The organism is Litorimonas cladophorae (genome assembly GCF_014652455.1).
Lineage (GTDB): Bacteria > Pseudomonadota > Alphaproteobacteria > Caulobacterales > Maricaulaceae > Litorimonas > Litorimonas cladophorae.
Map to the genome: position 1 here is coordinate 78,793 of NZ_BMYV01000001.1, position 12,774 is coordinate 91,566.

Here is a 12,774-nt window from a genome sequence, read left to right on the forward strand (position 1 = left end):
GCCGAGCGCGCGAAATTGACCCACAAAAAAGGCCGGAGCAACCGCCCCGACCTTTCGTTTTTAAATCTAATTTCGGTTTAATTAAAATCCTTCGTAACGGACTTGAACTTTACCTGTGGCTTGATCGCCGCCCATTGCGGCGCTGCCACCGAAGGACCAATTATCATTGCCCCGAACAGCGAGTGTTGCGCCAAAGCCGAACTCATCACCGAAGACGGCGGCACCACCTGCGGCTGACCATTTTGCATTTGGAGACAGATACATATCGGGCAGAGCAGCGACCGCAGCCAATCCAGACTCGACGTCTTGCAGGCTTTGGAAGGACTTCTCGATCGCGGCGGTGTTGGCGTCGATTTTGTTGAACGCTTGACCGATCAGGACTTTGTTGGACTGAATGGCTTTTGTATTCACGTCAATCGACTGCGCATTAACAGAGATAGAGTTGGCGTTGAACGCGGCCAAACTCTGCTGCGCGGCAATTGAATTGCGCTGCACAGGGCGGGGCGTATTTGTCGGTGCTGTACCGATATTCGTCCCAATGGTCTCATTCGATACGCCCGTGATTTGCGTGCCACCCGCACCGTCAAAGGACGTGCCGCTGGCCGTCGTTGGCGCGCTCGGATCAGAGAGTTCTGTCAGGCCCGCTTCGAACTCCGCGCCACCGTCCACAATTGGCGCACGCGATGTGGCGACAGGGGTTGAGGATACTGTCTTGGTCGTGCCCGGATTAGAGGTCTTGGTCGACGGAACGGATCCCGTTGTTCCCAGATTACCATCGTCATCCGTCGTGACATATTGCACATTGCCAGTTTGATTGGCCGTACCTCTGGCACTGCCGCCAAGGCCGAGACCGGGTAGTGTATAAACCGTGATTCCCGTGCCGAACATCATCTGGTTCGCCATTGTCGTCATAGAGCCTGCACCAATCGCGGTTGAGCCGTTATAGCTTGCATTGGCGCTATCACCCAAAGCCACGGATGTGTTGCCAGAGGCCTGCGCATCCGCACCGAGCGCTGTTGAGCTAAAGCCCGTCGCGTCTGCGCCTTCACCAATCGCTGTCGCATCATTCTTATCCGCGACGGAACCAGCCCCTAAAGCCGTTGCAGCAATCCCCGATGCAGACGCATCTTGCCCGACAGCGGTGGCGTTTGTGTTCGTGGCTTCGGAGTCATCGCCTAAAGCCGAAGAGGCTGCGCCAGAAGCGAGGGCATCTGCACCCAACGCCGTCGCGCTGAAGTTCGTCGCATCCGCCATTTGGCCGATGGCTGTGGCATCCGTTGAACTCGCAATAGCTTCACCGCCAATGGCAATGCCGTTGACGCCTGTGGCTTCCGCCCCAGTTCCGATTGCGACGGCATTCACGGCCGTGGCTTCCGCACCGTCCGTGACGAGGATGCCGCCAACCTCTGTGTAAGTCGCTCCGCCCAGCGCGACCGCGCCGACAGCAGAGGCTTGCGCGCCTTCATTGAAGTTCGTTCCGCCACCCAGCGCAAGCGCGCCATCGCGAGAGGCTTGTGTCCGTCCCCCAATGGCGACGCCATTGCGCGCGGTTGCGGTTGAAGCAAACCCTAACGCAACAGCATTGCTGGAAGATGCCCGCGAAAACGCGCCCATAGAGAAGGTATGAGAGGCAGAAGCCCGCGCGCTATCACCAATGGAAATGGCGTTAATTCCTGTCGCCTCGGCCTTTACGCCAATCGCGATGGCATCCACTCGATCCGCCCGTGTCCCAGTGCCCAACGCGATGGCATTATCGCCCTCACTTTGTGCAGCCGACGTCTGTTGGTCCCCAATCATATCATATGTGGCACCGCCAATTGCGATCGCACCTTGGCCCGCAGAATACGCACCTTCATCAAATCTTCCACCGCCAATCGCGATGCCGCTAGAGGTATTCGTTGCTGCATTTGACCCTAAAGCTGTCGAATAAGTGCCATCTGCAATGCTGCCGAAGCCCAAGGCGGCGGACCCTTCTGCGGCGAAACTAAGGGAGCCGACGGCTGTCGAATAAGTGCCATCTGCAATGCTATTGCTGCCTAAGGCTGTAGCGTTTGCACCTATTGCAGATGCAGATAACCCAACCGCCACGGCCTCAGCGCCCTCTACTGACGCTTGCCGTCCTACAGCCACGCTTCCTGGACCTGACGCAAAGCTTTCAAACCCGATGGCAATAGCGGAGCTGCCCCCTGCGTTGGCAAATGCACCAGCCGCGATTGAATCATTGCCCCCTGCGTTGGCAAATGCACCAGCCGCGATTGAATCATTGCCCGCCGCGACGGTCACGTACCCCAATGCGACAGCTCGATCACCGCCTGCCGCCGCGTCGTGGCCCACCGCTGTCGCACCGTCAGCTGTCGCCTGTGCAAAGCCCCCCAACGCTGTCGTACCTTCAGCTGTCGCATTCGCCGAGACGCCCACGGCCATCGCATCGAGTTGATTAGCGACGGAGGTCTGACCAATCGCGATAGATTGTGTGCCTGCGGCATCCGAAGAGAGGCCAAGCGCGATCGCTCCATTCGCGCCGGCCGACGCCAGGGAACCAAGTGCAACCGCAGAATTCCCAACTCCATTCGCGTTTCGTCCCAAGGCAACAGAATCCGTGCCACTCGAAAGACTATCATGGCCAATCGCGATAGCCCCCGCGGCTGAGGCATTGGCGGCCAACGCGGCGGTATTACCTGAACCAATCGCAATAGACTCCAGTCCCGTCGCTTGTGCATTTGCTCCGAATGCTACCGACGCGACGCCATCCGCGTTGGCATCGGCGCCAACCGATGTTGCACGCACGCCGCCAACATCGGCGCTCTGGCCAATGGCGGTACTGTCGATGAAGTCCGCTCTCGCGTTTTCTCCGACGGCGGTGGCCGCAGCCGCAATAGCTCTCGCATCGTCACCGATAGCGGTTGTATTGCCACCGGTTGCGCGAGAATCTGCCCCGATCGCTGTTGCGCCATTCCCGCCAGTGGCCTGCGCACCAAACCCTACGGCAGTGCCGTCTGTGTCATTCGCGAGCGAACCTGCACCCAAGGCTGTCGAAAAAGAACCCGATGCGATAGCGCCGACCCCGCAGGCTAACAGGTTATCGCCTCCTGAGGAATCGGCCCCCCCATCCGTATCGACATTTGAATCTGCGTTACCGTCGTTATTCGTGTCCAACAGACAATCCTCAGCATAGGCCGACCCCGCCGAGACAAATGTCAGCGGAAGCGAAAGCCCCATCGCGACGAGCAGTCCCGTCGCCGTGGTTGAAATGAGAGAAGTTTTGAAATTTGTGTTAGACATAAGTGTGTCCCCGTTTTCGTTTAATTTTAGATTGGGTGATAATTGGGCCCGCAGATGTTGGTTGATCTGAGGAAAAAGCCTGGAATTGCAGTCGCAGGTTTTAAGGTGGACGCAAAAGAGAGAAGCGGATCACAGGCGCAAGAACTGGGTCGATCACTCGACCCAGTTCATGCGCTACCCGTTGTCTTCGCTTTTTAGTAATAGCTCGCCCCAGCTGCGGGGCTATTACTGCGCCCCAGCATTTTTTACATGAAGATTTGGTAAACGCCAATGGGGTGAATACCCCATTTAATTTGCCAACACAGGCGCAGTGTCCCGCGAGAGGGGCGCGTCGGTTCCGGCGCATCGAGTCAATTCTGGCTTTAATTTTCCTGTTCAAAGCTCTGATTTCGAGGCCACGCCAAACTCTTTCCCCGCTTATGCGCGCGGGTGAGGATATTGTGTAGGTGAGGGCGTTCGAACTACTGCACAGGAAAGTAAGTCTTGAATTCAGTGACTTAACACAGATTAGAACATAGAGTGAACATCACGCGTTGACTCATTCAAAAGTTAATATAGGAATTTAATCCTCGTATTGGGAGGTGCGGCTATACTGGTCGTCCACCCCAGGAGGACCCTATGCGAACACGCCAAAATAACCCAAATGATATCGCCTTTGCCCGTCTGGCTTTGACCATTGTCGCGCTGGAATTTGGGCAACCCGATCTGTCGCTCGATATCGAAAAGACAGGGCCAGACCGACGTCGAGCGATCTTCGTGCGCCAAGTTGCGATCTATGTCGCGCAAACCGTTTTCGATTTAACCGCGACGCGGTTAGGGGAACTTTTCTCCCGCGATAGATCGACCATCACCCATGCTGTGCGCGTGGTGGAGGACAGCCGCGAGGACCCCGTTTTCAATCGCAAACTGCTCAAGGCCGAAGACGTTTTGAGCCAGAGCTATGACGCCTTGAGAGCCGCCGCATGAGCTTTACCTCGCAACAAACGGCGATGAACCGTGTCGTGCGGGAAATCCATGCCGTCGATGGTTTGATCGCTCATGCCGCCGAGGGCGCAGAACGTCCCGTTTTTCCCCATCAAGATAAACGCAAACGCCCCGTTATCTGGCTGGAGGAAGTCGGCTTTCTGTGGCTACGCGGACAAGATGTCATTGAACCGGTGGCGCGTGGATTTATCCTGCGCCCATCTGTGAAGCGTCGACTCAATCAAGCGCGCGATGGGCTGATCGGTCAACATGAGGTGTTGGAAACGCGAGAGCTTTACTCGCCTGACAATGTGGTGCGCCCTGTCGCGGTGAATACGCGGTCCACGGCGTTGGATCGATTGGCGCGCAGACCTGGGCAGGAATTAAATAAACGCTGGCTTAGCCCCGCCGAAGTGGAAGCAGGACGTGCGTTGGCGCGTGATTTTCACCGCGCTGGGGAGGGTCAAATCGGCACGCAAGATTTCACGTCCTCGGGCGTGCAAGGCGGGGACCGCGCGGGCGGGGCGGAACGGGCGATGCTGCACCGCATCACGACGGCAACACGACTTCGCACGGCGCGTGAAATTCTCGGAACCGATCTGGCCCCTGGCGTCATTGCGCTCTGCTGTCACGATGAATCACTCGACGTGATTGAACGCACCGAACGCTGGGCGGCTGGGTCGGGCAAGCAAATCATCAAGTTGGGTCTTGCACGGTTAGTGACCTTATATGGCACCGAGGCCGGCGTGCGTTCAGGGGGCGCGTCCGCCTCATAGCGGGGTTTGCTCCCCGCTTATAAAAAACATGATCCGCGCCCTTGGCGGGTCGGGGTAAACTGGTCCCATGACAGATACACCCAAAACAAAACTCGATCGTTTGACCCGTACAGAGGCCGCCATACAGGCCAAGTTGGATGGGCTCCTGCAAAGTCCAGACACGGATGATAACCCGCCCGACAAATGGGCGCGATCCATTTCGACGCTCATGAAAGCCCTAGACGATACGGCGCAGCAGCGCGCCGCATTAGAGGCCGACATCGCCGCCAAGACCCACACGCGGTATGAAGATATGCCACCGCCAACCCCGGAAGATGAGGCGCGTTTCTATGAACGTTTTAGAAAACTTGTCGGTGAGATCACTGACGCTCGCGGAGAAGAAAGAGGTGTGGAAGAAACTCTCGGGGTGGGACCGCGCGCAATTTCTTAGGCTCTGGTCTTTTTGGGCGCGCGGCAATCAACATGCGCCCGTCAAGGATTGGCTGATCTGGCTGATCCTCGGCGGACGGGGCGCGGGCAAAACCCGCACAGGGGCCGAATGGATTGCCCAACAAGTCAAATCAGGCGCGCGCCACATTGCGCTCGTCGGGACTTCATTTGCAGAGGCCCGCGAAGTAATGTTGGAAGGCGAAAGCGGCTTGCTCAACATTGGGCATCCGTCGGAGCGTCCGAAATTCATCGCGTCGCGCCGTCGCTTGGAATGGCCAAATGGCGCGGTGGGGCACCTATATTCCGCCCATGATCCTGATGGCTTGCGTGGCGGTCAATTTGATGCGGCGTGGGCGGATGAATTTTGCGCATGGGCCTATCCCGAAGAGACGCTATCTAATTTACGACTGGCCCTGCGCCTGACGCCGCGATCGGGTGAAAAGCCACGCTTGGTCATCACGACAACGCCGCGTCCGTCGCCGTCACTTCTGGCCCTGAAATCTGCAACAGGTGTCTCGACATCTCACATTCGGACCCGCGAAAATGCGCGCCATTTGGCGCCGGGGTTTTTGGACGCGATGGAGGACAGCTATGGCGGATCACCGCTGGGGCAGCAGGAATTGGAAGGCGAAATCTTGACGGACCTCCCAGGGGCGTTGTGGAAACTTTCGACGATTGCAAAACAACGACAGACCGAAACGCCTGCGCTGGAACGTATTGTTGTCGCCATCGACCCGCCCGCAACATCTGGCCCTCACGCCGATGCCTGCGGGTTGATTGTGGCAGGTGTTGCCAAAGGCAGCGCTTATGTGCTGGAAGACGCCACGTTGAAAAATGCGCCGCCTGAAATTTGGGCCGAAAAAGTGGTCGAGTTATTTCAGTCTTATCAAGCCGATTGCGTCATTGCGGAAGGCAATCAAGGCGGGGAAATGGTCGAAGCCGTCTTGCGCCAAGTCGATCCGAATTTACCCATCCGTCGTGTGCATGCGCGGCGTAGCAAACAAACCCGGGCCGAACCTATTGCCCATCTCTATACGCGCGGGCGGGTCTTTCATGTGGGAAGATTTGACGCGCTGGAGGCGCAAATGTGTCAAATGGGGTCGAGTCTGGGCGGCGGCACTCGGGCCTCACCTGACCGCGTCGATGCGCTTGTCTGGGCGGTACATGCGCTATTGATGAAGGGGAGGGATGACCCGCGGGTCAGGCAGATTTGAGGGTGGGTAAAAAAGGCGAAGGAGCAGTTTACGCCCCGCAAACTGCTCCAAGCGCCCCGTCTCAGTGTGCGGACCGCCCCACGGAACACACACGTCATGACGCTGGATCGCGCCTTCAAATAGAGTTTTCAATATTTTCGATGTCCCTGGGATTGAATTTTCTGTCCCAGACTTTCATAAAGAGACTGACAACGCTCTGGCCGTCTCTAGGAAAATTAAATGCCTAAAAATTTGAGCGAAGCCTTAAAGGCCGCAAAAACAAAGAGAAATGTTCTCTCCAAACAAATTATTTGGGAAAGCGGTGTCAGCAAAAGTCAATTTTATCGCATAATAAATGGCGAGGAGGCGCCGAGCCCTGAGACGAAGCTAAAAATTTGTGAAGCTCTCGGAATTGAGTCGGACACATTCGATACGCTTCAAGACAACTCTCAACCCGGCGACCAAAGTTTAGATGACCAAAATTCAGAGGGTGGGAGCAAGAGGGCTTGGATATTATCCGCCGTCGCGGCCTCCGCCGTGGCCGTCCTCGCCATTTTCTTAGTCACGATAGATCGTCCTGCATCTGCTGCTTTGGAGCCACGCGTAGACGTTGCGGAGCTTGAGGACAGCACACTCTTCATCAAAGACGTGACAATCCCCGATGGAACGTCAATTCCGATCAACACGACGTTTGAGAAAATATGGCGCGTGAAAAATACGGGGAAGGTGGTTTGGAAAGATCGCTACCTTCAACGCATGACGCCCGCCACCAGCCTCATTTGTTCATCCCCCAGTCGCGTGCCCATCCCTGAAACCCAGCCCGGGGAGGTGATCGATATCGCGGTGACATTCACAACGCCCTATCTACCGGGGTCCTGTCGCACAGATTGGAAAACGACGGATAAAGACGGGAACGTCTATTTCCCCGACATGCATGGATTATACTCGATCGTTGTCGTTACGGCGGAATAGGTGGTCGCAACATATATGGGTGAAAATAGCCCCCGCAAGCGAGATATGAACAGCCATAGGCGTAACGCTAACTTTATGAGACATTGGCGCCATAAATTTCTTTCTATCTACACCCGCTTAACGTTTTCCACCTAAGCGGGTGAAATGGAATTTCTCGTTATCATAATTATCGCAGTCTTTTGCCTGCTCTTTTTAAACATTGTCATCGGCAAGAAAAAGTCACTTGATAAACCTCCTGCGATCAAGCCCGTTGACGCGAACCAATTCGCGAACTTCACCGCCGCCCCGTCCCTTTTTGTGAATGCCTCTGAAAAAGCATTCTTCTATGCTTTGCTTTGCCATCTTCCTCCTGGCATCTATCCGCAATCAAAGGTGCGGCTGGAAGACATTATCGGCATTCGAAAAGGCTTGCCTTATAAGGAAAGCCAATCGCTTCGCGGGCGCATCAAATCTCGGCACATTGACTTTCTTATAATCGATATTGAGGGACGTTCGCGGCTTGCGATTGAGCTGGATGGTAAAAGCCACACGTCCAAACGGGCCATAGAAAATGACAAAGTGAAGACAGCGCTTTTCATGGCGGCGGGAATCCCCTTACGGCGTATCCGTGTTGGCGAAAATTTTGACCATATTGCCGCCACAATCGGCGCGGAATTAAAGCTCCATTAACTACGATAGATTTGTATAAGGCATCTTTTGTGGGAATGAGAAAAATGTTGAACTGGTTGACGGGTCGTCGAAAATCGAAGCTGGAGGACCAGTTGGCAAAGACGGATGCAAAACTCGCTTTGATGAATGCGCAAATGGCGGCGGAGCTGATCCGCTTGGCAGGGCAGACCGATGACCTAGAACCTTTGGCACAGGCCGAAGACGCCATCCTTTCGGCGCGCAAATATTACGCCTATGAGAATACGCCCGAGGAAATTGGCTTAGTTCAAGCCGCGCTGGGCGACATGTTGCTTAAACTGGGCCGCGCTAAATCCGATACAGATGCGATCACGCGCGCGCGAACCGCCTATCGCGCGGCGATTACCTTGGCGTCTATGCATGGTGATGAAGAGGCGCGGCATGACCTCCGCGATAAGGTGAAGATCGTTGAAAGCCTCTTGGGACACCATCCGAAAACTCCATCCCTGTTTAAGGTCGCATAAGACCCCATATTTTTCAAAGCCTTGAGAGAAAAATCAGGAGAATGATCCACGCCCTACTGGGGCTGGTGTATAGTGGCTTTGTCGACGCAGCTGTGTCGCTTCCCAGCTCAAGGCTCTCCCTATGTTTAACCCCTTTCGTCGGTCCGCCGACCCTATTGTCGTGCCAGAACGCAAGTCTGACGGGGCAATGGCCGACAGCGGAGCTGCGCGCCCGCTAATCGCGACGCAATTGCGGCATGGCGCGAAGTCGACCGCGACGGATTATGCCACGCTTTGCCGCGAAGGGTTTGCCCGCAATCCTATCGCCCATCGTTGTGTGCGCCTGATCGCCGAGAGCGCCGCTTCTGTCCCGCTACAGACAAATGACGCGCAGGTGGCCCGCGTATTGAGCCGTGGCCTGCCAGGGTCGAGCGCGGTTGAAACATTTGAGGCGTTTTATGGCTATCTCCAAGTTGGCGGGAATGGCTTTCTGGAAACGGTCTTAAATGGCGACGCGCCGATTGCGCTGGTCGCTCATCGCCCTGACACAGTGCATGTCGGTGCCAATCGCCAAGGTGGCATGACGGGATGGGAACAGCGGGTGGAAGGCCGACGTCGGCACTTTCCGCGTGATCTGTCGACAGGTCGCTGCGCGCTCTATCATATGCGCCTGTTCAACCCCGTCGATGACTGCCACGGATTATCGCCCTTGGCGGCGGCGGCGCAGGCCGTTGACTTGCACAATCGCGGCGGGGTGTGGGCGAAGGCGCTGCTGGAAAATTCCGCTCGTCCCAGCGGCGCGCTGGTCCATGCCCCGCAATCAGGGGAGCGCCTGACGGACGCTCAGTTCGAACGGTTGAAATCGGAGCTTGAGCAAAGTTTCACAGGCCCCCATCAAGCGGGTCGCCCGATGGTGTTGGAAGGCGGGTTGGACTGGAAGTCTATGTCGCTCTCGCCCGCCGATATGGACTTCACCCAATTACGCCGCGAAGCCGCGCGCGAAATTGCGCTGGCCTTTGGCGTACCGCCCATGCTGTTGGGCCTGCCAGGGGATAATAGTTACGCGAATTACCGCGAGGCCAACCAAGCGTTTTGGCGGCAGACAATTATCCCACTGGTCGCGAAAACAGCGACGGGGCTGCAAGGCTGGCTGGGCGCATTTTTTGGAGATGATCTGCGGATTACCCCCGACATCGACAAGGTTCCCGCATTGGCAGAAGAACGCGCCGTGCTCTGGAAACGCCTGTCGGACGCCCGTTTCATCACGTCAAATGAAGCCCGAAACATTGCGGGATTGATGACCGATTTAGACTGCGATGACCCTGTTCATTCGGGGGTTCGCTCATGACCGCTCATACTGACCAGCCGTTACGCATCGACCGCACGCTGACGTTTGGTTTGATCGTCACGATCTTGATTCAAACGGCGAGTGGTTTGGTTTGGGCGGGGGCTGCGGGGGCGCGGCTTTCGGCCTTAGAATCTCAAATCGCGCTGACCCCAGGGATCTCGGAACGACTTGCCCGTGTAGAAGGCCAAACGATTCATATCGAACAAAGCCTGATGCGCATCGAACGGAGGTTGGGCCATGTTGAATGATCTCCCAATCGCGGGATATGCCAGCCGATTTGCGGAAGCCGACCTGTCAGACGATATCGTCCAACGCGGTGCCTTTAGTGCCAGCCTTTTATCGCGCGCCGATCCGTTTCCCATGTTGTTCGGGCATCAAACGCACCAACCGATTGGCGTTTGGGACCGCGTGGTTGAGGATGACATCGGCCTATATGTTGAAGGCCGCATTCTGGTGGGTTCGGAGTTGTCAGCGTCGACTGCGCGATTGGTCCAGACCCGCGCGGTAGGCGGATTATCCATTGGATACCGCACCCGTCGCGCCACGCCGCGCGCCGCGCGCGGGCGCATTCTAACTGAAATTGATCTTTGGGAGGTGTCTGTCGTCGCCTTCCCGATGCTGCGTTCTGCGCGGATCACACAGATTGGCGACACCCCCAATTTTGACGCAACACACCACAGGAGATTTGCGTGACTGCTAAACTTGAAACGAAAACAACAGGGCCGAGCTTAAACCAAGCTCAAGTCGATTTTGCCTCGACCTTCGCCGCTTTCCGCGATGCCAATGATATGCGGCTGGCCGAGATCGAAGCTAAATCCAGTGTCGACCCATTGCTGAGCGAAAAGGTCGAGCGATTGAACACCGCGTTGGACGCGCAAACCCGCCGCATCGAAAATCTGACATTGGCGGGGGCGACATCTGCCTTTGGCGCGGGTCAAACCCTGGAAGGCAAATCCGCCAATCAAACCGCATGGGATAATTTCATCCGCACGGGTGATGCCTCGGCCCTGACCACCGGTGTGGAAGGCAAGTCTATCGCCTCAGTCAATGGCGACGGCAGTTTGATTGCGCCCGTCGAAACGGAAACGCGCATTGATGCGGTGCTGGCCGAAACTTCCCCGATGCGACGTCTGGCCACCGTGCGCACCATCGGGGCCAGCGCCTTCCGCAAACCCGTCAGCACATCTGGTGCGCAATCGGGATGGGCGGGAGAGACCGACGCCCGTCTGGAAACCGAAGCCCCAACGCTGGAGCTGATCGACTTCCCAACGGGTGAGCTCTACGCTATGCCCGCCGCGACCCAAGCCCTGCTGGATGACAGCGTTGCCGATGTCGATGCGTGGTTAGCCGAAGAAGTGCGTGACGTCTTCGCGGCGCAGGAAACGGCGGCCTTCATCAGTGGCGATGGGGTGAATAAACCACGAGGCTTTATCAATTCACCAGACCTCGGTGTGTTGGAACCTGAGGATTTTGACACGGATGCCTTGATCGATCTGATCTATGCGCCGCAGTCGCGATATCGCGCCAATGCCAGCTTTGTCATGAACCGCCGCACCATTAATACGGTGCGTAAATTCAAAGACGCCGATGGCAATTACATCTGGCAACCCTCGCTCTCTGCGGGCGCGCCGTCGACCTTGCTCGGCTATCCGCTGGTTGAAATGGAAGACATGCCAGACATCGGCAGCGGCGTTGCGTCAGTCGCCTTTGGTGATTTCCGTCGCGGTTACCTGATTGCGGACCGTCAAGGTGTGCGCGTGCTACGCGATCCATACTCCGCCAAACCCTACGTGCTGTTCTACACGACAAAACGTGTGGGCGGCGGGGTGCAAGATTCGGAGGCGATTAAATTGCTGAAGATCGCGTAGGGTTTATGGGGGACTGATACCGCACGGGTGAATACGCCACTCGATTATTCAGGGATATGCCTTCGGGTGACAGCTGAATTTTCGGGTGGTTTTTGGGGGGAGAGATGCTTGCGGTTAGATGGCCTGATTAAACGTCAAAATGCGATCATTCTTGTGAATATTATTTTGTAAATTTTTTCCACCAAGGTTTTGTTTTCTGCCAAGTGATGTTTTTAACACTTTCATACTCTGTTTCGTAAGCGTCAGTAATTTCCTCTAGTTCATCAAGTGAAAGACAATCCTGAGGCCTCCCATTGGTCTCATCAGACTGACAGGTCATGAGCCATTTTTTCCAATGGGGGGCCTCAAGCCAATTTGGGTCGGGCGGATAAGCATGACCGCCAATTTGAACGTCCAAATCTAACTTAAATAAGCTGATTATGGCTCGGTCACTTGCAAGTGAAGAAACCATCATGTCAGCATAAAAATCTGACCCGCCGATAGGCTTAACAACGAATAATGTAATGTTACCGAGTGTGACGTCAATTCCGCAACTCGTTTCGGAGAGCCAGACTTTTGTATTTTTTCTGACGTCTCCTTTTAGTTGTCGAATGACTTCAACTTCCAAATACGTCGAGGTTGGAAAATTGTTTTCGATGCTCGTTACTGCGTCTGGGTCCCATTTTTTCGCGGTAGCTCTACCCCAGAAGACGGTTTTATCTGAAACGAATTCGCTGGTTTTTATGTCCGGCGGTGGGAAGTCACAAGCATCCGCAGTAACCGGGTAGCTGAGAAAGCAGAATGCAATAATGAGAAACCATTTCATGTAATATT

General features: G+C 55.8%; 13 protein-coding genes. 11 read left to right on the plus strand and 2 right to left on the minus strand.

What is annotated here, in order from left to right:
• Positions 1-81: 81 nt before the first annotated feature.
• Positions 82-3,282 carry a hypothetical protein gene (locus tag IE073_RS00460; protein WP_189579816.1) on the minus strand — a complete coding sequence of 1,067 codons (3,201 nt, stop codon included), beginning with the start codon at positions 3,280-3,282 and terminating at the stop codon, positions 82-84.
• 618 nt (positions 3,283-3,900) lie between these two features.
• Between IE073_RS00460 and IE073_RS00465 the strand changes: the two genes are divergently transcribed.
• From IE073_RS00465 to IE073_RS00515, 11 genes are all read left to right on the plus strand, one after another.
• Complete coding sequence (locus IE073_RS00465) at positions 3,901-4,248, plus strand: helix-turn-helix domain-containing protein (RefSeq protein WP_189579818.1); 348 nt, start codon at positions 3,901-3,903, stop codon at positions 4,246-4,248.
• Positions 4,245-5,021, plus strand: coding sequence for a DUF6456 domain-containing protein (locus IE073_RS00470; protein WP_189579820.1), 777 nt, complete (start codon positions 4,245-4,247; stop codon positions 5,019-5,021). The genes IE073_RS00465 and IE073_RS00470 overlap by 4 nt, the downstream gene beginning before the upstream one ends.
• 67 nt (positions 5,022-5,088) lie before the next feature.
• The gene (locus IE073_RS00475; RefSeq protein WP_189579822.1) at positions 5,089-5,451 is read left to right on the plus strand and encodes a hypothetical protein; all 363 of its coding nucleotides are present in this window, start codon (positions 5,089-5,091) and stop codon (positions 5,449-5,451) included.
• Positions 5,351-6,664, plus strand: coding sequence for a DNA-packaging protein (locus IE073_RS00480; protein WP_189579824.1), 1,314 nt, complete (start codon positions 5,351-5,353; stop codon positions 6,662-6,664). Before IE073_RS00475 ends, IE073_RS00480 begins: the two co-directional genes overlap by 101 nt.
• 219 nt (positions 6,665-6,883) lie before the next feature.
• Positions 6,884-7,615 carry an NBR1-Ig-like domain-containing protein gene (locus IE073_RS14100; protein ID WP_233349694.1) on the plus strand — a complete coding sequence of 244 codons (732 nt, stop codon included), beginning with the start codon at positions 6,884-6,886 and terminating at the stop codon, positions 7,613-7,615.
• A 144-nt stretch (positions 7,616-7,759) separates the two neighbouring features.
• Positions 7,760-8,284, plus strand: coding sequence for a DUF2726 domain-containing protein (locus IE073_RS00490; protein ID WP_189579826.1), 525 nt, complete (start codon positions 7,760-7,762; stop codon positions 8,282-8,284).
• A 44-nt stretch (positions 8,285-8,328) separates the two neighbouring features.
• Positions 8,329-8,766: a hypothetical protein gene (locus IE073_RS00495; protein ID WP_233349695.1), complete on the plus strand. Its 438-nt coding sequence runs from the start codon at positions 8,329-8,331 to the stop codon at positions 8,764-8,766.
• 121 nt (positions 8,767-8,887) lie between these two features.
• Positions 8,888-10,093, plus strand: coding sequence for a phage portal protein (locus tag IE073_RS00500; protein ID WP_189579830.1), 1,206 nt, complete (start codon positions 8,888-8,890; stop codon positions 10,091-10,093).
• On the plus strand, positions 10,090-10,341 hold the full coding sequence (locus tag IE073_RS00505; protein ID WP_189579832.1) for a hypothetical protein: 252 nt from the start codon (positions 10,090-10,092) through the stop codon (positions 10,339-10,341). The genes IE073_RS00500 and IE073_RS00505 overlap by 4 nt, the downstream gene beginning before the upstream one ends.
• Positions 10,331-10,786, plus strand: a complete 456-nt coding sequence (locus IE073_RS00510; RefSeq protein WP_189579834.1) for an HK97 family phage prohead protease — start codon at positions 10,331-10,333, stop codon at positions 10,784-10,786. Before IE073_RS00505 ends, IE073_RS00510 begins: the two co-directional genes overlap by 11 nt.
• Entirely contained in the window at positions 10,783-11,961 is a 1,179-nt protein-coding gene (locus IE073_RS00515; protein WP_189579836.1) for a phage major capsid protein, read from the plus strand. Before IE073_RS00510 ends, IE073_RS00515 begins: the two co-directional genes overlap by 4 nt.
• Positions 11,962-12,121: 160 nt before the next feature.
• On the opposite strand, the gene IE073_RS00520 is transcribed toward IE073_RS00515, so the two are convergent.
• On the minus strand, positions 12,122-12,766 hold the full coding sequence (locus tag IE073_RS00520) for a hypothetical protein (protein ID WP_189579838.1): 645 nt from the start codon (positions 12,764-12,766) through the stop codon (positions 12,122-12,124).
• Positions 12,767-12,774: the final 8 nt, after the last annotated feature.